The organism is Nocardiopsis sp. NPDC055824, assembly GCF_053616335.1.
Map to the genome: position 1 here is coordinate 17,031 of NZ_JBSHDN010000048.1, position 20,540 is coordinate 37,570.

The 20,540-nt window shown below is 74.0% G+C and carries 17 protein-coding genes; 5 read left to right on the top strand and 12 right to left on the bottom strand.

Going from position 1 to position 20,540, the window contains the following annotated elements; translation table 11 throughout:
- Positions 1 to 87: 87 nt before the first annotated feature.
- From ACWGL3_RS12820 to valS, 5 genes are all read right to left on the bottom strand, one after another.
- On the bottom strand, positions 88 to 882 hold the full coding sequence (locus ACWGL3_RS12820; RefSeq protein WP_267949137.1) for an alpha/beta hydrolase: 795 nt from the start codon (positions 880 to 882) through the stop codon (positions 88 to 90).
- Positions 883 to 1,277: 395 nt separating this feature from the next.
- Complete coding sequence (locus ACWGL3_RS12825; RefSeq protein ID WP_267949136.1) at positions 1,278 to 2,018, bottom strand: PIG-L deacetylase family protein; 741 nt, start codon at positions 2,016 to 2,018, stop codon at positions 1,278 to 1,280.
- Between the two features lie 54 nt (positions 2,019 to 2,072).
- On the bottom strand, positions 2,073 to 2,930 hold the full coding sequence (locus ACWGL3_RS12830; protein ID WP_344184991.1) for a DUF3710 domain-containing protein: 858 nt from the start codon (positions 2,928 to 2,930) through the stop codon (positions 2,073 to 2,075).
- A gap of 57 nt (positions 2,931 to 2,987) precedes the next feature.
- The gene (gene dut / locus ACWGL3_RS12835) at positions 2,988 to 3,464 is read right to left on the bottom strand and encodes a dUTP diphosphatase (protein ID WP_267949134.1); all 477 of its coding nucleotides are present in this window, start codon (positions 3,462 to 3,464) and stop codon (positions 2,988 to 2,990) included.
- A gap of 167 nt (positions 3,465 to 3,631) precedes the next feature.
- Positions 3,632 to 6,208, bottom strand: coding sequence for a valine--tRNA ligase (valS, locus tag ACWGL3_RS12840; RefSeq protein ID WP_267949133.1), 2,577 nt, complete (start codon positions 6,206 to 6,208; stop codon positions 3,632 to 3,634).
- Between the two features lie 188 nt (positions 6,209 to 6,396).
- Between valS and ACWGL3_RS12845 the strand changes: the two genes are divergently transcribed.
- Positions 6,397 to 6,675, top strand: a complete 279-nt coding sequence (locus ACWGL3_RS12845; protein WP_267949132.1) for a DUF4235 domain-containing protein — start codon at positions 6,397 to 6,399, stop codon at positions 6,673 to 6,675.
- Positions 6,676 to 6,909: 234 nt separating this feature from the next.
- Here the strand turns inward: ACWGL3_RS12845 and ACWGL3_RS12850 are convergent, their stop codons facing one another.
- From ACWGL3_RS12850 to ACWGL3_RS12860, 3 genes are all read right to left on the bottom strand, one after another.
- Positions 6,910 to 7,206, bottom strand: a complete 297-nt coding sequence (locus tag ACWGL3_RS12850) for a DUF4193 domain-containing protein (protein WP_087100666.1) — start codon at positions 7,204 to 7,206, stop codon at positions 6,910 to 6,912.
- 555 nt (positions 7,207 to 7,761) lie between these two features.
- Positions 7,762 to 9,012, bottom strand: a complete 1,251-nt coding sequence (locus ACWGL3_RS12855) for a sensor histidine kinase (RefSeq protein ID WP_452461295.1) — start codon at positions 9,010 to 9,012, stop codon at positions 7,762 to 7,764.
- On the bottom strand, positions 9,009 to 9,662 hold the full coding sequence (locus ACWGL3_RS12860) for a response regulator transcription factor (protein WP_267949130.1): 654 nt from the start codon (positions 9,660 to 9,662) through the stop codon (positions 9,009 to 9,011). The genes ACWGL3_RS12855 and ACWGL3_RS12860 overlap by 4 nt, the downstream gene beginning before the upstream one ends.
- A 686-nt stretch (positions 9,663 to 10,348) precedes the next feature.
- On the opposite strand from ACWGL3_RS12860, the gene ACWGL3_RS12865 reads away from it, so the two are divergent.
- Positions 10,349 to 10,513, top strand: a complete 165-nt coding sequence (locus ACWGL3_RS12865) for a hypothetical protein (protein ID WP_267949129.1) — start codon at positions 10,349 to 10,351, stop codon at positions 10,511 to 10,513.
- A gap of 75 nt (positions 10,514 to 10,588) precedes the next feature.
- Here ACWGL3_RS12865 and ACWGL3_RS12870 read toward each other — a convergent pair whose 3' ends face one another.
- A complete protein-coding gene (locus ACWGL3_RS12870) occupies positions 10,589 to 11,401 on the bottom strand; it encodes an inositol monophosphatase family protein (RefSeq protein ID WP_267949128.1) in 813 nt (270 codons plus the stop codon).
- A 586-nt stretch (positions 11,402 to 11,987) separates the two neighbouring features.
- Here ACWGL3_RS12870 and ACWGL3_RS12875 point away from each other — a divergent pair.
- On the top strand, positions 11,988 to 12,170 hold the full coding sequence (locus ACWGL3_RS12875) for a DUF397 domain-containing protein (protein WP_267949127.1): 183 nt from the start codon (positions 11,988 to 11,990) through the stop codon (positions 12,168 to 12,170).
- Between the two features lie 241 nt (positions 12,171 to 12,411).
- Here the strand turns inward: ACWGL3_RS12875 and ACWGL3_RS12880 are convergent, their stop codons facing one another.
- On the bottom strand, positions 12,412 to 14,448 hold the full coding sequence (locus ACWGL3_RS12880) for a S9 family peptidase (RefSeq protein WP_452461296.1): 2,037 nt from the start codon (positions 14,446 to 14,448) through the stop codon (positions 12,412 to 12,414).
- Between the two features lie 269 nt (positions 14,449 to 14,717).
- Entirely contained in the window at positions 14,718 to 15,731 is a 1,014-nt protein-coding gene (locus ACWGL3_RS12885) for a ferrochelatase (RefSeq protein WP_267949125.1), read from the bottom strand.
- Positions 15,732 to 15,879: 148 nt separating this feature from the next.
- Between ACWGL3_RS12885 and ACWGL3_RS12890 the strand changes: the two genes are divergently transcribed.
- Positions 15,880 to 17,178, top strand: a complete 1,299-nt coding sequence (locus ACWGL3_RS12890) for a D-arabinono-1,4-lactone oxidase (RefSeq protein WP_452461297.1) — start codon at positions 15,880 to 15,882, stop codon at positions 17,176 to 17,178.
- A gap of 124 nt (positions 17,179 to 17,302) precedes the next feature.
- On the opposite strand, the gene ACWGL3_RS12895 is transcribed toward ACWGL3_RS12890, so the two are convergent.
- The gene (locus ACWGL3_RS12895; RefSeq protein WP_452461298.1) at positions 17,303 to 18,379 is read right to left on the bottom strand and encodes a hypothetical protein; all 1,077 of its coding nucleotides are present in this window, start codon (positions 18,377 to 18,379) and stop codon (positions 17,303 to 17,305) included.
- A 568-nt stretch (positions 18,380 to 18,947) separates the two neighbouring features.
- Here ACWGL3_RS12895 and sepH point away from each other — a divergent pair.
- Positions 18,948 to 20,519 (top strand): septation protein SepH, encoded by a 1,572-nt coding sequence (gene sepH, locus ACWGL3_RS12900; RefSeq protein WP_452461299.1) that lies wholly within the window; start codon positions 18,948 to 18,950, stop codon positions 20,517 to 20,519.
- Positions 20,520 to 20,540: the final 21 nt, after the last annotated feature.

A 20,540-nucleotide genomic window follows, 5' to 3' on the forward strand; every position in this document is an offset into this window, starting at 1 on the left:
CTCCGGGGCCCGCCGGCGGGACACGGGGCGCACACCGGCCCGCGGCACCCGCCGTCCGGGGGCCGTCCGGGGGCCGGGCGCCCCGTGTCAGGCCTCCGGGGCCGCGTCGGGCGCCAGGAACGCGCCGGTGACCCCGGCCAGCTCCGCGCGTGCCCGCCCGTCCGACAGCGCGGCCTCGCCGTCCCCGTCCTGGGGGCCGTAGGAGCCGAACTGGGCGTGGTTCATCCCCTCCACCGACACCGTTTCCGCGGAACCGGGCAGGTGGCGGACGTTCTCCTCGAACTCCTCCGGGCTCGTGAGGGCGTCCCTTCCGCCCGCGACGGCCAGGACCCTCAGGTCGTCGCGGTCGGCCAGCCCCGCCGACTCGGTGGCGTAGGACGCCCACAGGATCAGCCCCTCCACCCCGGGCGCGGGGTCGCCGCCCGCGTAGGACGCGGCCATCGCCCCGCCCAGGGAGTGGCCGCCCACGTACCAGGTGTCCACGTCCGGGACGGCCGACACCGCGGAGTCGGCCCGGTTCACGTCGAACACGGCCATGTTGAGGCGCATCCGGGGGATGACGACGGTGGCGCCCGTGTCGGCGACCACCGGGGCCCACGAGGCGACGTAGGCCTCCGCCTCGACCCTGGCGCCGGGGTAGAACACGACGCCGGTGCCCGTGCCGTCCCGGGTCGGCGCGACGACCACCGCGTCCCCGGTGTTGCGCACCTGCACGGCGGGGTTCTCGACCGCCTCGGCCAGCGGCACGGGTTCGGCCCGGTACGGGGTGAGGGCCCACCCCAGGAAGGCGGCACAGGCGGCCAGGAGCACGACCAGGAGCCCCGCGGCCACCCCCCACCAGCGGCGTCGCCGCCGGCGCCCGCCCCGTGCGTCCTCGGTCATGTCCGGTCCCTCGTTTCCGTCCGGCACCCGGGAGGCCGGGCGGTGCGTGTCCGGCGGACACGCTCAGCCCTTTCTACCGGTGGCTTCCGCCGCACCGCGGGCGGGGCCGGTTCGGGGAGCGCCGTGTCGGCCCCGGTCGGGCGCCCGCGGCGCGTCCGCGTACCGGGACCGGCCGCAGGGGCGCGGACGGCACGGCGCGGGGGCCGCGGCCCCGGCCGACGGCGCAGCGGGCCGGCGCGAGGCGTCCGGCGGGTGCGGGGGGGGCGGCGTGGGCGGTGCGGGGCGTCGGGGCCTTCCGGTCCGGTGGCGGACGTCACCGTCCGCACCGGTACCGGAGGCCCTCTTCGCCTGCGTCAGGCCGGGGTGGGTGTCACCGACCTCCGCGGTCGGTACGCCTAGACCTCGAACACCTCGAAGGCCGTGGCCAGCGGCACCCCCGCCCACGACCCGGCCCGGGCGGCGGCCTCGGGCAGGAACGACCTCTGGTCGAACCCGTCGAGGGCTGCCAGGTAGACGGCGTGCGCGTCCAGGGACGCCACCCCGGCGGCCAGGTCGGCCTCGCTCAGCTCCACGTAGTGCGCGGCCCGCGGCGACGCGCCGAAGGCCACGAAGCGCACACCCGGCCAGGGGGTGAGCCCCTCCTGCGCCAGGTCGGGGAACACCCACCGGTTGGCGGCGTCGCGGACCGCGTCCAGCAGGGCCGGGCCGAGGACCCGGTGGTCGGCGTGGTTGAAGCCCCCGCCTCCCGCGAACTGCTCGCGGAAGTTGATGGAGACGACCGCCTCCGGACGGTGGCGCCGGATCGCCGCCGCGAGGGCCCGCCTCAGGGGCAGCCCGTACTCCAGGGTGCCGTCGGGGAAGTCCAGGAACTCGACCGTGGCGGCCCCCACCGCGGCGGCGGAGGCGCGCTGCTCCGCCATGCGCACCGGCGCGCACTCCTCGGGGGCGAGGCCGTCGATGCCCGCCTCGCCCTTGGTCACCAGGAGCTCCACGACGTCCTTGCCCTGGCCGGTCCAGCGGGCGAGCGCGGACGAACTGCCGAACTCCAGGTCGTCGGGGTGGGCGACCACCGCGAGGACCCGGTCCCAGTCCTCGGGGAGCGGCCGGGGAGCGCTCTTCTCCGTCGTCTCTGTCATGGGGCACAGACTACGGAAGGGCGGCGCCCCCGGCACCTCTCCACGTGGCCGGGCTCAGGAGTCGCCGGAACCGCTCGGGGCGCCGCCGGGCGCGGCGGGCCCGGAGCCGTTCGGCGCGGCGCCGTTGGGCGAGCGCCCGGCGTTGCCGTGCTGGGCGGTCTGCTGGGCGGCGCGCGTCTTGGCCGCCTGCGCCATCTGCTCCTGGATCTGCTTGGGCACGGTGATCTGGAGCAGCTCGTTCGGCGGCACCGGCTGGTCGCCGCGCACCACGACGATGCCCGCGAAGAGCTGTTCGATCTCCGCCATCACCTCGGGCTTGGAGGCCCCCTCGCCTCGGATCACGCCGCGCAGCACCCAGCGCGGGCCGTCCACGCCGATGAAGCGCACCCGCTGGGCGAGCTGCTTGCCGTCCTCGGTCGTGCGTCCCTTGACGGGGACGAGCGCCTTGAGCTCGGGGCCGAAGGTGCCCTCGTGGTCCTCGACCTTCCCGCCCTGTTTGACGACCTGCTCGCGCAGCTCCTCGCGCATCTCGTCCCACAGCCCGGAGGACTTGGGGGCGGCGAAGGGCTGCACCTGGAGCGCGCTCTTGCCGCGTACCAGGGTCACCCCGATGATCTTCTGCTTGCCCGCGCTGTCCTGGGCGACGTTCACCTGGATCTCGGTGCCCTGCTCCATCGGCAGCCGGATGCTGCCCAGGTCCATGCGTCCGGCCTCGGGCGCGTCCTCGGTGGAGTCCCACGGACCGGTGGTGCGGTAGCGGTCCGCGTCCTTGACGGGCTGGCCCCGGGACGCCTCAGGCTCGACCTCGTTGCCGAAGGAGACGTCGCCGGCGGCCCCGCCCGTGGTGGGGCCGGCCTCCGATCCCGTTCTGCCGGTCTCATTGTCCCGCTTCTTGCGGCGGCGTCCAAACACGCCTTCACCTCTCCGATTCCGTTGGTCCCGGGATCGCACCGGGGTTGGTGGGAGCCGTCACCGCTGCGCGGCGTGGCCCCCCGTCGAACCGAAACCGCCCGTCCCCCGGTCCGACTCCGGAAGGGAGTCGGCCTCGACGAACACCGCGTGCTCCACCCGCTGGACGACCAGCTGCGCGATCCGGTCGCCCCGGGTCAGCTTCACGGGGGTCTCCCTGTCCGTGTTGAGCAGGATCACCTTGATCTCACCGCGGTATCCGGCGTCGATGGTGCCCGGCGCGTTGACCATGGTGACGCCGCTGCGCGCAGCGAGACCGGAGCGCGGGTGCACGAAGGCCGCGTACCCGTCCGGGAGGGCGATCGCCAGGCCGGTGGGAACGGTCGCGCGTTCGCCGGGGGCGAGGACGAGGTCGACCGCGGTGTGCAGGTCGGCCCCTCCGTCGCCGGGATGCGCGTACGCGGGCAGGGGGAGGCCGGGGTCCAGGCGGTGGACCGTGATCGGGATCCGGCCGCCTTCCGGGGCTGTGGTACTCACATCGGTCGAGCCTATCGCCCTCCGGGCTCTGCCCCGGTGTCCGGCGCCGCCGGTTCGCGCCGGGGATCCGGGCGCGACGGCGGGGCGGGACCGGGTCCCCGGTCCCGCCCCGTGCGCCCTGGCGGCTGTGCTCCCGGCCGCCGGGAACGCTCCCCGCGGCCGCGGTCCTACTCCCCGGCGGCCTCGGGGAGCGTCACCTCGACGGTGAGGTCGGTGTCGTCGGTGTCCTGGAAGTCGATCCCGGCCGCGCGGCCCGCGGCGGCGATGTCACCGGTGGCCGCGCGGGCGGCCCCGACCCGCTTGCCGGAGACCCGCACGTGCTCGACCTCGGCGCGCATCGACAGCTTGGCCTCGGACTTGGCCTTGCGGATGGCGCGCAGGACCTCGGCCGTGGCGGCGAGGACCACCGGGTCGCCGTCGGCTGCCGCGGCGCGGTAGGAGGCGGCGTCCGGCCACGTCTGGGAGTGCACCGATCCCTCCTGCCACCAGCTCCAGACCTCTTCGGCGACGAAGGGGACGAAGGGCGCGAACAGCTTGTGCAGGGCGCCCAGCGCGACGAGGAGCGCGGCGCGCGCGGAGGCTCCCTCGGCGGACGAGGTGTCGTAGGCGCGGGTCTTGACGAGCTCCAGGTAGTCGTCGCAGAAGTCCCAGAAGAAGCGCTCGGTGCGCTCCAGGGCCCGTGTGTGGTCGTAGGCGGCGAACGCGGCGGTGGCGTCCTCCACGACGTCGGCGAGCGCGGCCAGCATCGCGCGGTCCAGCGGCTCGGTGACCTGGTCGGGGTCGGCCGTGGCGCCCTCGCCCGCGACGGACATGACGAACTTGCTGGCGTTGAGGATCTTGATGGACAGCCGTCGGCCGACCTTCATCTGGCCCTCGTCCATGGCGGTGTCGGTGCCCAGGCGGCCGCTCGCCGCCCAGTACCGGACCGCGTCGGAGCTGTACTTCTCCAGCAGCGCCAGGGGGGTGACGACGTTGCCCTTGGACTTGGACATCTTCTTGCGGTCCGGGTCCAGGATCCAGCCGGAGATGCCGGCGGTGCTCCAGGGCAGGGTGCCGTTCTCGAAGTTGGCGCGGACCACCGTGGCGAACAGCCAGGTGCGGATGATGTCCTGGCCCTGCGGGCGGTAGTCCATCGGGAAGACGCGCTCGAACAGGTCCTGGTCGCGTTCCCACCCGGAGGCGATCTGGGGGGACAGCGAGGAGGTGGCCCAGGTGTCCATGACGTCGGGGTCGCCCATGAAGCCGCCGGGCAGGCCGCGCCGGTCCTCGGTGTAGCCCGTGGGGACCTCGGAGCTGGGGTCGACCGGGAGCTGGTCCTCCGAGGGGAGGATCGGCTCGTCGTAGCGCGGGTTGCCGTCGGCGTCCAGCGGATACCAGACGGGGAAGGGGACGCCGAAGAAGCGCTGGCGGCTGACCAGCCAGTCGCCGTTGAGGCCGCCGACCCAGTTCTCGTAGCGGGCGCGCATGTGCTCGGGGTGCCAGGTGAGTTCGCGCCCGCGCGCGATCAGCTGCTCGCGCAGGTCCTCGTCCCGGCCGCCGTTGCGGATGTACCACTGGCGGGTGGTGACGATCTCGAGGGGCTTGTCGCCCTTCTCGTAGAACTTCACCGGGTGGGTGATGGGCTTGGGCTCGCCGATCAGGTCGCCGCTCGCGCGGAGCATCTCGACGGTGCGCTCGCGGGCCGTGTGGACGGTGGCGCCGACGAGCGCGTCGTAGGCCTCGCGGGCGGCGCCGGACTCCAGCCCCCGGGGCGGGTCGGCGATGAAGCGGCCGTCCCAGCCGATGACGGGGCGGGTCTCCAGCTGGAGCTCGCGCCACCAGGTGACGTCGGTGGTGTCGCCGAAGGTGCAGATCATCGCGATGCCGGACCCCTTCTCGGGGTCGGCGAGGCGGTGCGCCCGGACCGGGACCTCCACGCCGAAGACCGGCGTGCGCACGGTGGTGCCGAACAGGTCCTGGTAGCGCTCGTCGTCGGGGTGGGCGACCAGGGCGACGCAGGCGGCCAGGAGCTCGGGCCGGGTGGTCTCGATGTGGACCGCTGTGCCGTCGGGCCTGTGGAAGGCGACCTCGTGGTAGGCGCTGGGGCGCTCGCGGTCCTCCAGCTCGGCCTGGGCGACGGCGGTCCGGAAGGTGACGTCCCACAGGGTGGGCGCCTCGGACATGTAGGCCTCGCCCCGGGCCAGGTTGCGCAGGAAGGCGCGCTGGGCGGCGGCGCGCGAGTTGTCGTCGATGGTGGCGTAGGTGTGGCGCCAGTCGACGCTCAGCCCGAGCCGGCGCCAGATGGACTCGAAGACCTTCTCGTCCTCGGCGGTGAGCGTGTCGCACAGCTCGATGAAGTTGCGCCGGGAGACGGGGATCTGCCGCTTGGGGTCGGGCTTGGCCGGCGGCTCGAACTCCGGGTCGTAGGGGACCGACGGGTCGCAGCGGACGCCGTAGTAGTTCTGGACGCGGCGCTCGGTGGGCAGACCGTTGTCGTCCCAGCCCATCGGGTAGAAGACGGCCTTGCCGTTCATCCGCTGGAAGCGCGCGACGGTGTCGGTGTGCGTGTACGAGAACACGTGGCCGATGTGCAGCGACCCCGAGACCGTGGGCGGCGGGGTGTCGATGGAGTAGACGTCCTCGCGGCTGCGGGTGCGGTCGAAGTGGTAGACGCCGGACTCATCCCATACGTCGACCCACTTCGCCTCGATACCGTCCAGCGAAGGCTTGTCGGGCATGCGGAAGGAATGAGAGCGGTTGGTCATGGGGCAATGGTAGTGCTCCGACGACCGTGATCGCTCCGGGTTTCCGGGCGTCACAGAGGGGCAAAAACACCCCCCCGGGGTATCCTGTCCGCAGGAGGTCGGCATGAAAGGATCTCCCCGTACGCACAGGAGGGCGGCGCGCCCGTCGCGCCCCCTCGTACACCCAACGGAAACGGTGGACGATTCACATGGCTAAGAAGGACGGCGGTGACGTCGGTCCCGCTCTCGCCGGGTTCGCGGCCGGGATCGCGGCGGAGTTCGTGATGCGCAAGGCCCTGAACTTCGCCTGGACCCGCGTGACCGGCGAGGAACCGCCCACGGACCTGGAGTCCCCCGACGTCAGCCTCGGCCGTGCCCTCAGCTGGGCCGTGATGGCCGGCGTGGGCGTGGAGGTGGCCCGGGTGCTGGCCGTACGGGCCGCCAGGGCGAAGCTGGTCGGCGCCGGCCCCAAGGAGCTGGAGCTCTGAGGCCCGGGCGCCCGGCGCCCCGTGACGGCGGCGGGCGGCCGACCGCACCACCCAGGTGTGTGGTCGGCCGTCCGCCGTCGTCCCCCCGGCCCCTCGCGTCCGGACGGGCGGGGAACGTCCGGGCGGTACGCGCGACGCGCCCCCGGTGAGGGACGCGTCGAGTCGCGGCGGGGTCCGCTCCCGACGGACCGGAGGTCGCACGGAGCGGGGCGGTTCAGCGTCCGTCCCGTCCGCTCAGGTGCACTCCTTGCAGACCAGCTGACCGGCGCGCTGTTCGGCGAGCTGGCTGCGGTGGTGCACAAGGAAGCAGCGCGAGCAGGTGAACTCGTCGGCCTGGCGCGGGAGCACGCGCACCGCGAGTTCCTCGCCCGACAGGTCGGCACCGGGCAGTTCCATGCCCTCCGCGACCTCGTCGGGGTCGACGTCGATCGTGCCGGTGCCCTTGTCCACGCGCCGCGCCTGCAGCTCCTGGAGGCTGTCCTCGTTGATGTCCTCGTCAGTCTTGCGCGGGCTGTCGTAGTCGGTGGCCATCTCTGCTAACTCCATCCCCCTCGTTCAGTGCCTCGTCGCGCGGGTGTAACGCTTGAGAGACCTTCGTTGTGCCCGGATCTGCCGATGAGTTTTCCCGATGTCGGTGAACCGTGTCCCCTCCCGGGCCACTGTCCACAGGTGAGCAGTAATTTCACGGGATCGTGACCGATGGCGGCCATGTGTGGCGGCTGCGCCAAGGATCGGCTCCCTGTGTACTACCCAACGTCGAGCGCCTCGTAGACCAGGAAAATCCGCTTCCGCCCATTCCGGACAAAGCGCAAAACACTCCCCCAGGGGCGGGCGAAAGCCAAGACATGCCCACGTCAGGAGGGATTCCCTCCGTGTCCACGCCCGGGGAAGCATACCCACCCGAGCGCGACGCTCGTGACACGGGTGGGCGTGTCTTCGGACACGTATAGATACCACGAAGTCCGGCCGAACGCAGCTCGGTCCCGGCCCCCGGCCCCGCCGGGGACCTCTCCGCGCCGGCGCACGGCGTCCGTGGCGGGCCCGGAGGAGCCGGGCCACGGGGGTTCGGCCGACCGCGGGCCCGGGTCAGCGCCGGTCGCCCGGGTCCCCGGAGGACACGGGGAGGCACACGGTGACGACCAGGCCGCCGCCCGCCCGGGGCCAGGCGGTCACCACCCCCTCGTGGGCGCGCACCACGGAGCGGACGATGGACAGGCCCAGCCCGGCGCTGCGGCTGGAGCCGACCCGGTCGCCGGAGCCCCGGCGGAACGGCTCGAACAGCCCCTCGATCTCGTAGGCGGGGATCACCTTGCCGGAGTTCTCCACCTGGACGGCGGGCATCCCCTCGTACATGCCGCTGCGGACGGTGATCTCGCCCTCGGGGACGTTGTACTTGAGGGCGTTCTCCACCAGGTTGCCGACGAGCCGCTCCAGCAGGACGGGATCGCCCACCACCGGGGCGGGACGCAGGTCCTGGCGCAGTGACAGGCCGGAACCGGACAGGTCGCCGTCGAGCTGGCTCAGCACCGTCCCGGCGACCTCTCCGAGGTCGACCCTGGCCCGGACCTCCAGCTCCCTGTCGCTCTTGGCGAGGAAGAGCAGGCCGTCGATGAGCCGTTCGTGGCGGGCGTTGGTCTCCAGGAGGGTCTGCCCCACGCTCTTCAGGTCGGACGAGACGTCCGGCGCGCTGAGCGCCACCTCCAGGAGGGTGCGGTTGATCGCCAGGGGCGTGCGCAGCTCGTGGGAGGCGTTGGCGACGAAGCGCCGCTGCCCGTCGAAGGCCCGGTCCAGGCGCTCCAGCATCCCGTCGAAGGTGTCCGCCAGCTCGCGGATCTCGTCGTCGGGACCGGACAGGGCGATCCGCTCGTGCAGGGACCGCTCCGACAGCCGGCGCGCGATGCGGGTGATCTTCTGCAGCGGCGACAGGGCCCGCCCCGCCACCGCGTACCCCAGGGCCACCGCGAGGAGCCCCACCAGGAACAGCGCCAGCAGTGAGAACCGCGTGACGTGGGTGAGGACCTCCTCGATGAGGTAGCTGTGGGCGAGCAGCTCCGAGGCGGACTCCTCCGCCAGGAGCGCGTTGAGCAGGACCGCCACGACCAGGTAGTTGACCAGGACGAGCACGGAGCCCGCGGCGAAGAACAGCATCCCGTAGATGAGGGTGAGCCGCGCGCGCAGGCTGATGTTGTCGGTGAAGTGGTGGACCCGCTCGGAGGCCGTGGAGCGCTCCGCGGCCCCGCCCCGGGGAGAGGCGGAGTGCAGTCGGCGCCACGTCCCGGTGTCGCCGGGGCCGGTGGGTTCCACCTGCCCGGGCTCGGGACGCTCCCCCGGTCTCACAACCGGTACCCCGCACCGGGCACTGTCTGGATGACGGGCGGGTCGCCGAGCTTCTTGCGCAGCGTCATGACGGTGACGCGGACGACGTTCGTGAAGGGGTCGGCGTTCTCGTCCCAGGCCTTCTCCAGCAGCCCCTCGGCGCTGACCACGGTCCCCTGGGCGCGCATGAGCACCTGGAGGACGGCGAACTCCTTGGGCGTGAGGGGGATCTCCCGGTCGTCGCGGTACACGCGGTGGTTGGCCGGGTCGAGGGTGATGCCGTGGCGCTCCAGGACCGGCGGGAGCGGCGGCGCGGAGCGGCGGCTGAGCGCGCGCACGCGGGCGATGAGCTCCGCGAAGGCGAAGGGCTTGGCCAGGTAGTCGTCGGCCCCGATGGTGAGGCCCTCGACCTTGTCCTGGACGCCGCCGGAGGCGGTGAGCATCAGGATGCGGCCGTTGTAGCTCTCGTTGACCAGGGTGCGGGCGACGTCGTCCCCGTGGGTGCCCGGGAGGTCCCGGTCCAGGACGACCACGTCGTAGTCGTTGACGGCCGTGTGCTCCAGGGCGGTGTCGCCGTCGTAGACCACGTCGACGGCCATGGCCTCGCGGCGCAGCCCGACCGCGACGGCGTCGGCCAGGACTCGTTCGTCTTCGACCACGAGTACGCGCACGTTGTTCCTCTGAAGCGTTGGTACCTGGAAGAAAAGGGGCCGCTGCCGGCGCATCCCCCAACACACCGGCAGCGGCGTTCTTGGTCCCGGCCGCGTCATCCGTTCTTTCACAGCCGGGGTAAGGAGACGGTAAACCCGTCGCGGCGGTTTCGCGAACCGGCCGCCCACCTCACCCCCGTGTGACCACGGGCGCTGGGCCGGGAGCTTCACAACTCCCCTTGGCGCACGGGGAGCCGCCGCCGACGAATCCCCCAACCGTCGGCAGCGACCCAACCCCGCACGTCTCGAATGTGTCAGATGAAGAATAAGGAACGAGTAAGCACAAGACCCCGGAGGGAAATGTGTCGTGGGACACCCTTGATCCGGACTTGACCGGGGGCCGGGCGGACGCCGGGCAGTGCCGGCTCCGCGTCCCCTCGGCCGGGCCCCCACCCGTCCCGGCAGCACGCCCCCGCCCGGGGACGGGTCACGGAAGGATCACGTGCGGGGGGCGGGGGTTTGACCTGGATCACAGTGCGGTACACGTAAGGGATGCGCGCGGACACCGGCCCGAGGGCCGGACCGCGACGCGTACGCGTGTCACAGGGTCGTGACCACTTCGATCGTGCGGACGCCCCCCGGCGTGCGCGAACGGATCCGCACCGGCGCACCAGCGTGCCCCGGTGCCTACCCCTGGAAGAGGTGCAATGGGCGAGTTCCTCGCGGAGATCACGGTTCGCATCAACGAGACCAACAGTTCCTTCAAGGCCGCGCAGGCCGCCGGAGACGACTTCCTCGCCGACACGCATGCGTCGGAACTGGAGGACTTGCACCGCATCGCGGCCCGCAACGGCCTCGACACCCGCGCCTAGGACGCCCGGGGCGGATGACGGCGTCGCGGCGCGGTGGGACGAGGAGCTCCCACCGCGCCCTTCGCGTGCCCGGGGTCAGCCGTCGGTGTCGGCGCCCAGCGGCGCCAGGAGCGCGTCGAGGGCGTCGTAGAGCTCCGGGCGCCCGGCGATGACGAGGTCGTTGCCGGGCGGCCCGCCCCCCGGGCCGCCCACGCGGATCCCCGCCTCGCTGGCCACCAGGCCCGGCGCGGACCAGTCCCAGGCGTGGAGCCCGCGCTCGTAGTAGGCGTTGCAGCGACCGGTGGCGAGGCCGGTCAGGTCCACCGCGGCCGAGCCTCCGCGCCGGATGTCGCGGATGTGCGGGACGACCTCCAGGAGGACCTTCGCCTGCTGGATACGCCGCTCGGCGAAGTAGCCGAAACCGGTGGCGACCAGCGCGAGCTCCAGGGGGACCGCGGGCGGGGCCTGGAGGGGCTCGCCGTTGCGGCGGGAGCCGCCGCCCAGGACCGCCTCGAACATCTCCCCCCGCGCGGGCACGTTGACCGCGGAGGCGACCACCACGCCGTCGACCTCGGCGGCCACGGCCACGCCCCAGTCGGGGCTTCCGTACAGGTAGTTGACGGTGCCGTCGATGGGGTCGACGATCCAGCGCACCCCGCTGGTTCCCTCCTCGCCGCCGCCCTCCTCCCCCAGGACGGCGTCGTCCGGGCGGACGGCGAGCAGGCGCGCCCGGATGAGGTCCTCGGTGGCGCGGTCCATCCTGGTGACGACGTCGGTGGGGCTGGACTTGGTGTCGAGCACGGTGATGCCCGCCTGGCCCCCGGCGGCGAGGTCGCCCGCCTCCGCCGCCACTCTCACGGCGAGGTCGCGCAGGCTCTCCCGGTCGGGTGCGGCGTGGGTGGTACTCACTGGTGGTTCTCCCCGTCGTGGCATGGCCCCGTGCCGGCCCCGCCCGGACGCGGGGCCGCCGGGTGCCCGGTACGCATGCTGGTGCGCGGGGCCGGGAGCGCTACCGACGCCCCTGAAGGCCCCGCAACCGCACCCTATGCCCGTCGGCCGGGGCGGCGGCTCGGATCGGCGGGACCGCTGCGGCGGGGCCCCGGGGGGACGGCCCTTCCCCGGGGGCCGGCGGCCGGCGCGGAGCGCCCGGTACCGCGTACCGTGCGGCGCGCCCGGCCGCGTTCCGTCCTCGGAGCGCATCACCCCGCCCGGATCGGGCACTGTCCGTTCCGGGGAGGCGTGAGAGCGAACGCGGGAGGAACCCATCCGGTGCCCGGTCCCGGCACCGCCCTCCCGGGCGCACCGCGAGCGGGCCGTGAACGGTCACGGACGCACGGCGAGAAGCCGGCGCGGGCCCCGGTCCGCGCCCCCTCGCCGCACGGCGGGCGTCCGGAACCGCTCCGGACCCGTCCGGCGGCGTGGACCGACCCTCCGGAAGTCCGCGGGCGCCCTTCCTCCGGACCTCTGGACACTCCGAGGAGAAAGAGGCAGCCTCATGCATCACCAGCAGCAGACCCCGCGGACATGGCACAAGGCCGGTCACAGCCAGGGCGCCACGAACTGCGTCGAGGTGTCCGAGGGCGCGACCGCGGCCGTACGCGACACACGGAACCGGGACAGGGGGTACCTGGAGTTCCCCAACCGCGAGTGGGCCGCGCTCCTCGCGACGGTCGTCTGACGGCCTCCCGCTCCGCCCCCGGAGGGTTCCCGGGGGCGGAGCGGTGCGGTGGGACGCGGGGCAGCGGCCCCGCCCCCACCGCGCCGCGGCCGGGGAGTGTTCTCCGGAGGGCTCCCCGGCCGACGGGCGGCCTCCCGCGCGGCGGGTTCGGCGTCCGGCCCGGCCGTGCGCCAGGGGCGCGGGGGCGCGGGGGCGCGGGGGCGCGGCGGAAGGAGGACCGGCAGGGGCGGGGAGGACCCGCCTACAGCAGGTCGGGCCTGGCCCACTCCTTGCCGTGGACGTGGTGGTCGAGGAAGGCGAAGACGGTCTTGTACCAGATCTGGGCGTTCCCCGGCGTGAGGATCCAGTGGTTCTCGTCCGGGAAGTACAGGAACTTGGCGTCCACCTCGTGCAGCAGCAGGTCGCGCCACAGGCGCAGCCCCTCGGAGATGGGCACCCGGTAGTCCTTGTCGCCGTGGATGACGAGCATCGGCGTGCGGATGTCCGCCGCGTGCAGGTGCGGCGAGTTCAGGGTGTAGCGCTCCGGCCGCGCCAGCGGGGTGCCGAACTCCCGCTCCCACACCGGCGGGTAGTCGGTGGTGCCGTTGAAGCCGTCCAGGCCCCAGAGGGAGGCGTGCGAGACGATCGCCTTGAACCTGTCGGTGTGCCCGGCGATCCAGTTGGCCATGTAGCCGCCGAAGGAGCCGCCCATCATGGCGGTGCGCTCGGCGTCGATGTCGTCGCGGGCCACTGCGGCGTCCGTGGCGGACATGACGTCGGCGTACGTGCGCGGTCCCCACTTGCCCCAGGCCCGGCGGAGCATGTGCTGCCCGTAGCCGGTGGACAGCGCCGGGTCGGGCAGCAGGACCGCGTAGCCGCGGGCGGCGAGCAGCCACGGGTTCCAGCGCCAGGACCAGCCGTTGAAGCTCATGTACGGGCCGCCGTGCACCCACAGCATGAGCGGTGCGGGCGACTCCGCGGACGCCTCCTCCGGCAGGACGAGCCAGGACCGGATCCGGGTGCCGTCGTCCGCCGTGGCCTCGACCTCGGTCAGGGTGCCGGGCATCGTCAGCGCGGAGCCGGGCGTGCGCAGGTACGCGGGCTCCCCGTCCTCGGTGTCCGAGGACAGGCGCACGGGGGCCGGCGGGGCGTCCCAGGCGTCGCGCAGCGCGTACACGTACCGGCCGTCGGGGGAGGGGTTGAGGCCGCTGTAGGCGCCGTGGTCGCCGGTGATCCGGGTGAGCGCGCCGGTGGCCGTGTCGACGCGGAAGACCGGGCGGCGGCCGTTCTCGTCGGCGACGACGAACACGGCGCCGGAGTCGGCGGACCAGGCGAGCTCGCGCGGCCACATCTCGTGTGCGGGGAGCAGGTCGCGGCCCTCGCCGGTCGCCAGGTCGACCAGCCACGCGGTCTCGTCGCGCGGCTCGCCGTCGTACTCGCCCTCGTGGCTGCGGACGAGGAGGACGCTGCGCCCGTCCGGGGAGACCTGCGGGCGGCCGAAGTCGAACTCGGGGTCGGTGGCGATCGTGCGCCGCTCGCCGGTGGCGGTGTCGACGGCGACGACCTCGGTGCGGTGGGCGCCCCCGGCGGCGGGGACCCGCCACTCGGTGACGAGGACCGCGCCGTCGGGCGTGAGGGAGCCGCCCGCGCCCAGGAGCGCCATGCCCGCGTCCGGGGTGAGGTCGCGGGGCTCGCCGAGCCGGGCGTCGTCGTCGGCCGGCGGCTCGGCGACGAAGTAGCGGGGGTGGTCGGGGCCGACGTCGCTGTCCCAGTGGCGGACGGGGAGCGCCTCGTGCAGGATGGCGCTGACGCCGGCCTCCTCGCGGGCCTTGCGGGCCTCCCTGTCCCCCTCCTCGTCCTCGCTGCGCGGGAGGACGTCGGAGGTGAAGGCGACCAGGCCTGAGTCGCGGGCGACGGTGAAGGAGCCGACGCCGCCGGGCCGGGAGGCGACCTGGCGGGCCTCGCCGCCCCCGGCGGGCAGGAGCCACAGGGCGGAGGCCGCCTTGTCCTCGGGCCCGGCCTCGGGGTCGGGTCTGCCGGTGGTGAAGAGCACCGAGCCGTCGGGCAGGAAGCCGACGCCGCTCTCGCCCTTGGCGGAGCGGGTGAGGCGTCGGGGAGCGCTCCCGCCCTCGGCCTCGGGGTTGACGTCGATCTCCCACAGGGCGCTGCGGAAGGACTTGGCGTCGGGGGCGATGCCGCTGACGGGTGCGACCAGACGGGTTCCGTCCGGCGAGAGGCGCAGGCCGTTGACGCGGCGAAGTCGGACGTACTCCGGCAGCTCATACCAGGAACGAACCAAGACACATACTCCTGAACGTCGACTCGTGATCCGGTGAGACCCTATCGGGCGGGTCCTGGGCGGCCACTGGCGCCGTCGACTCGGGAGAGGGGCGGTGTCAGCAGCGTTTACCCAACCTACCGGCGCGCCCCGGCCGCGCTCCCCCGTCCGGCGCGACCGCGCGGCGGACCCCGCTCCGGACCGCGTCGGGGGCGGGTCCGCGAGGGGGCCGCCCGGCCGCGTCCGGGGGCGGAGGCCCGGCGCTCCGCCCCGTCCCGGCGCGGAGCAGTTCAGCAGTCGCAGCCGGCGCAGCGCGGGAGGGCGCCCAGCTTCCGGGGTTCCTTCCCGCCGGTGTACTCGCGGACCAGGTCGGTCACCATGGAGACGAACGCGGGGTGCGTGCCCGGGCTGAGCGCGCGCTCGTAGCCGATGCCCAGCTTCTGCGCGGTCTCGCGCGCCTCGACGTCGAGGTCGAACTTGACCTCCATGTGGTCGGAGACGAACCCGTGCGGGACGACGACCACGGCGGGCACGCCCTCGGCGGCGAGCTCCTCCATGCGGTCGTTGACGTCCGGCTCCAGCCAGGGCTGGCTCGGCGGGCCGCTGCGGCTCTGGTAGACGACCTCGAACGGGTACTCGCGGTCGAGGCGGTCCACCACCAGGCGGGCCACCTCGGCGAGCTGCGCCCCGTAGGCGCCCGCGGGGCCGAACCCCTGCCCCGGACCTCCGCTCTCCTGCGCCATCGCCATGGGGATGGAGTGCGCGGAGAAGAGCAGGCGGGCGCCCCGGCGCTGGTCCTCGGGGAGGGCGTCCAGGGACGCGAGGGTGTGCTCCACCAGCGGCTCGACGAACCCGGGGTGGTCGTAGAAGGGACGGATCAGGTCGACCTCGGGGGCGTCCTCCCCCAGTGCGGCGCGGGCGCGGGCGATGTCCTCCTCGTAGGCCGTGCGGCTCGACCAGTTGCAGTACGCGGAGGTGGGCAGGGCCAGCACCCGGCGCACGCCGTCGTCGCGCATCGCGGCGAGGGTGTCGGTGAGCATCGGCGCCCAGAACCGGTTGCCCCAGTAGACGGGCAGGTCGATCCCGTTGGCGGAGAAGTCGTCGGTGATCGCGGCGATCAGGTCCCGGCACTGCTGGTTGATCGGGCTCACGCCCCCGAACAGGAAGTAGTGCTCTCCGACCTCGGCCAGCCGCTCGCGGGGGATGTTGCGTCCGCGGGTGACGTTCTCCAGGAAGGGGATGACCTCGTCCTCGCCCTCCGGGCCACCGAAGGAGATCAGCAGAAACGCGTCGTAAGGCCTCATGGACCTTATGAAACCAGCTCTCCGGGACCTCCTCGCGCGACCCCCCGGATCAGCGCCCTGTGGTCTTGGCCTCCCCTCCCCCGGCGGGCGGAGCACCCGGCGGAGGACCCCCCTGGCGGCAGAAGTGACCGGTGGGTAATGTCGCCGCATGACAGATGTGTCGTGGCACACATGGGCGGACACCTACCAGGCGCGCCCGAGGCGCACGGCGGCTCCCGGGGACACCGCGGCGGTGGCCGCCGCGGTCCTCTCGGCCGCCGACGAGGGCCTGAGGGTCCGCATGGTCGGTTCGGGCCACTCCTTCACCGACGTGGCGGTCACCGACGGCCTCCTCCTCTCCCCCACCTCGTTGGCCGCGGTGCGCTCGGTCGACCCGGAGGCGGGCACCGCCACGGTCGAGGCGGGCCTTCCCCTGTGCGACTTCAACGACGTGCTGGCCGAGCACGGCGTCGCCCTGGCCAACATGGGCGACATCGCCGTGCAGACCATGGCCGGAGCGGTGCAGACCGGCACCCACGGGACCGGCCGGGACTCGGGCGGCCTGGCCTCCCAGGTGGTCGGGCTGGAGATGGTGCTCGCCGACGGCTCCGTGGTCGAGTGCTCCCCGGACCGCGACCCCGGGCTGTTCCACTCCGCCCGGGTGGGGCTGGGCGCGTTCGGCGTGGTCACCGCGCTGACGATGGCGGTGCGCCCGGCCTTCCTGCTGTACGCGAGGGAGGAGCCGATGCCGTTGGACGAGGTGCTGGAGAGGCTTCCCGAGCTGCGTGCGGGCAACGAGCACTTCGAGTTCTTCTGGTTCCCGCACACCGGCAACACCAACACCAAGCGCAACAACACCGCGGACGGGCCGGCACGGCCGCTGTCCGACTTCCGGGCGTGGCTGGACGACGACTTCCTGTCCAACACGGTCTTCGAGAGGGTCAACCGCGTGTGCCGGCGCCACCCCCGGCTCGTGCCCGCCGTGAACCGGATCAGCTCGCGGGCGCTGTCGGCCCGCAGGTACACCGACACGTCGCACAAGGTGTTCGCGTCCGTGCGCGACGTGCGGTTCGTCGAGATGGAGTACGCGATCCCCGCCGAGCACCTGGTGGACGTGCTGCGCGAGGCCCGCAGGATCGTGGACCGGGGCGACCACCGGGTGAGCTTCCCGGTGGAGGTGCGGTTCGCGCCGGCCGACGACGTGTGGCTGTCGACCGCCTACGGGCGCGACACGGCGTACGTCGCGGTGCACGTGTACAAGGGCACCCCCCACGAGGCGTACTTCGCCGACATGGAGGCCGTGTTCACGTCGGTGGGCGGGCGCCCGCACTGGGGCAAGATGCACACGCGCGACCGGTCCTACCTGGAGAAGGTCTACCCGCGCCTGGGCGAGGCCCTGGCGGTGCGCGACCGCGTGGACCCGGGGCGCCGGTTCGGCAACGACTACCTGGAGCGGGTCCTCGGCTGAGGCGCCGGGGACGCGGTGCGGGCCCCGGGGCCCGGCTCCCTCCCGCCCGGGGCACGCGTCGCCGCACACGGGCGGCGGGGCCCCGTGCGGGGTCCCGCCGCCGTCGTCCTGTGCCGGGGGCCCGTCAGCCCGCGGGGGGCGCGGGGGCGGGCGCCGGGGCGGGGGCCCCGCCCCCCTGTCCTCCGCCGTCGCCGGTCCCGGGGTCGGGCTGCTGCGTACCCGGGTCCTGGGGTTCCTGCTCCTCGACCGGCGGGTCCGTGGGCTCGGTGGTCCCACCGGTGCCGCCGTCGCCGCCCGTCCCGCCGCCACCGGTGCCGTCCTCGGGCTCCTCGGTCGCGGGGGCGTCCGGCTCGGGCGTCGTCCCGGTCGTTCCCGTCCCCGGCTCCCGGTCGGTGGTCCAGGGCTCGTCCTCGGTGGTCTCCCCGGTCCCGGGGTCGTCCTCCTGCGCCGGGGCGCCCGAGCTGGAACCACCGAGCAGGGTGGGCGAGGTGGGCTCCTCGCCGCCTTGCGTCCAGGCGGTCAGCGACCGTCCCGTGAACAGCTCGAACAGCAGGATCACGAGCATCACCAGGGCGAACACCGCGGCGGCCGGGACCACCACGGAGCGCCAGCCGCGCCGCGGACGGAGGCCGCCCCCCTCCCGCTCCCCGGAACCGCCGCGGCCCCGGCCCCCGGTGTCCACCGCGGGCAGCAGGGCGGTCCCGTCCGGGACGCCGGCCCGGTTCGCGGGGCCCCCGGGGCCGCCGAAGGCGGCGGTCCCGTCGTCGGTCGCCCCCAGTGCGGGCATGGCCATCGTGCGGGTGGCGTCGAAGTCGCGGGGCGCTCCGTCGGGAGGGCCCGCCTCGGAGACCTCCCTGAGCAGGCCCGACTCGGAGATCCCCTCCGGGAAGGGGGCCACGGGCGCCCCGGGCGCCACGGGTCCGGCCTCGGTGTGGCCGACCGCCTTCCCCGCCAGCTGCCTGGCCTGTTCGCCGCTGCGGGAGAACCAGTGCTGGAGGAGGGGGCTGACCAGGGTGCTGAGCGTGGCCATGACGGCGGCGCCGACGACCGTGCCGTACACGTTGAGGTACGAGGCCGCGGTCGCGGCGGCGAGCGTGGCGGCGCCGGCGCCCGCGACCTGGGAGACGCTCAGTTCGATCCGCTTCTTCTTCCCGGTGCCCTCCTCCGCCTCGTTGTCGTCGTCGTGTCCGGTCCGACCCATCCGGTCGCCCCTCCTTCGTCGGCCGCGCGGGGCGCGACGGGAACTCGTACTGGCGGGATGCGCGTGTGGTGGGGCATACAGCCCCACAGTCACCAAACATCACATTTCGCCCATAGATGGATAACTCACCCTAAGGGGCCCCGGGTTCCGATAACGCCAAGACATAAGAAGCATCACTCTCCGGCATAGGTCGGCGTGTCGGTTTGCCGAAGAGGGGCGTCGTCCGATCGGGCCCCGGGCCGAGATCGGAGTTTTTCCCATACCTGGGGTGATTCAGGGGCCCCGGGATACCATCACCGCGGAGCCTTCGCACGGGATCGGCGACATTCCCCCCGATCGCTCCCGGTCGCCGAAGGCTCAGCGTGCCAAGATTGGCAGCGGAAGCGACCGTGAGTGCCCCGGCACCCGGGGCGGCTCCCACCGTGGTCAGTGCCACGGAACGGGAGGCGAGCACAGTTCGGACATGCCGGGCGCGGTACTGGCCGAACCGCTGTCGGCCGACCAGACTTGGAGAACGCGGGGACCGGGTCGCGGGACCTACCCTCGACGGGACGCGAAAGGGAGGGCGATGCACGAGCTTCGCCTCGTGGCCGTGAGCGAGGACGGCACCTACCTGGTGCTCGCCAGCGCCGGCCGTGGAACCCGTTTCACGCTGCCCGTCGACGACCGTCTCCGCGCCGCAGTCCGCGGCCAGTTCTCCCGGCTCGGCCAGTACGAGATCGAAGTGGAGAATCCGTTGCGCCCCAAGGAAATCCAGGCCCGCATCCGGTCCGGCGAGACCGCGGAGGCCATCTCCGAGATCTCCGGCATACCGATCGAACGGGTCCGCTGGTTCGAGGGCCCCGTCCTCCAGGAACGCGAGTACATCGCCCAGCAGGCCCAGCGCGCGACCGTGCGGGCGCACGGCGACGCCGGACCGGGCCCCTCCCTGGGCGACCTGGTCGCCAAGCGGATCGGCGCACACCAGCTGGAGACCGGCGACGCCGTGTGGGACTCGTGGAAGCGCGAGGACCGCTCGTGGCAGCTCAAGCTCGTCTTCCTGCACGGCAGCGAGGAGCGCGTCGCCCACTGGCTGTACGAGCCCAGACACAACAGCGTGGTGCCCGCGGACGAGGAGGCCGCGCGGTTCTCCTCCCCGGAGCCGGACGCGCCGTCCGCCCCCGGCGCGAACGTGACGCCCTTCGCACCGCGCCGGAGCGAGGCCCCCGCGCACATGCCCCGGATGGACGCGCAGTCGGCGGCGGAGCGGCGACCCGACCACGCCCCGGCCAGCCGGGCGCCCCGGGAGGAACCCCTCGACGACCCGCTGCCCCCCGTCCGGGCGGCCCGGCCCGAGACCGACCGGTTCGGCGACCCCGTCCGCGACGAGCGCCGGCGCCGGTTCGAGGTGCCCGGCTCGGAGCAGGCCGGTCACCGCCGTCCCGGTCAGCGTGCGGACGGCCGCGACGGGGACGCCGACCCGGACCGCGACCCCCGCCGCGAGCCGCGGTACAGGTCGGAGGAGCACCGCCCCGCCGAGTTCCGCCCGTCCGACGCACACCCCGCCGACAGGCTCCGCGAGGAGGAGCGCCGCCCCTCGGAGTACCGTGCCCCCGGCGAGCGCCAGGGCGAGCGCCGCCCCACGGGCCGCCTGCCCACCGAACGCGTCCGAGAGTGGGACGACCGGGCGGAACGCCCGGGCGGGACGCGCCCCGAGCACCCCTTCGGGGGGCCGCGCGCCGAACCCGGGCCCCGTGCCCCCGAGCCCGACCGGCGCCCCGCGCCCGAGCCGTCGGCGCCCGCGGCGTACGCGGACCACGGCGCGGAGGAGCGGCCCCCGCGCCCCGAGCGCCGCACGGCCCCCGAGTGGCCGCCGGAGGGCCGTCCGGCACGCGCCGCCGAACCCGACACCGCACCGCCGGCGGCCGATCCCCCGGCCCAGCCGCGGCCCGCCGCGCGGCGCCGCCGGGCCACCATGGACCTCAACGACACCGGGACCCCCCGCCGCGCCGCCGACCAGGCGCCCGCGAGCCCCGCGGCCGTGCCGGCGGTCGCCAACGGGAGCAACGACCGCGCCGCGGCCAAGCGCAAGGGCCGCGGCCGACGCGCATCGGTCCCCTCGTGGGACGAGATCATGTTCGGGTCCAAGAAGGACGAGTAGGCGCGTTGACGGCGCCGGGGG

Coding starts and splice junctions, on each gene's coding strand:
- ACWGL3_RS12850 (WP_087100666.1), bottom strand. CDS start 7,206: ATGGCCACCGACTACGACAGCCCGCGCAAGACTGACGAGGACATCAAC.
- ACWGL3_RS12865 (WP_267949129.1), top strand. CDS start 10,349: ATGGGCGAGTTCCTCGCGGAGATCACGGTTCGCATCAACGAGACCAAC.
- ACWGL3_RS12845 (WP_267949132.1), top strand. CDS start 6,397: ATGGCTAAGAAGGACGGCGGTGACGTCGGTCCCGCTCTCGCCGGGTTC.
- ACWGL3_RS12895 (WP_452461298.1), bottom strand. CDS start 18,379: ATGGGTCGGACCGGACACGACGACGACAACGAGGCGGAGGAGGGCACC.
- ACWGL3_RS12825 (WP_267949136.1), bottom strand. CDS start 2,018: ATGACAGAGACGACGGAGAAGAGCGCTCCCCGGCCGCTCCCCGAGGAC.
- ACWGL3_RS12820 (WP_267949137.1), bottom strand. CDS start 882: ATGACCGAGGACGCACGGGGCGGGCGCCGGCGGCGACGCCGCTGGTGG.
- ACWGL3_RS12885 (WP_267949125.1), bottom strand. CDS start 15,731: ATGAGGCCTTACGACGCGTTTCTGCTGATCTCCTTCGGTGGCCCGGAG.
- ACWGL3_RS12890 (WP_452461297.1), top strand. CDS start 15,880: ATGACAGATGTGTCGTGGCACACATGGGCGGACACCTACCAGGCGCGC.
- ACWGL3_RS12875 (WP_267949127.1), top strand. CDS start 11,988: ATGCATCACCAGCAGCAGACCCCGCGGACATGGCACAAGGCCGGTCAC.
- sepH (WP_452461299.1), top strand. CDS start 18,948: ATGCACGAGCTTCGCCTCGTGGCCGTGAGCGAGGACGGCACCTACCTG.
- valS (WP_267949133.1), bottom strand. CDS start 6,208: ATGACCAACCGCTCTCATTCCTTCCGCATGCCCGACAAGCCTTCGCTG.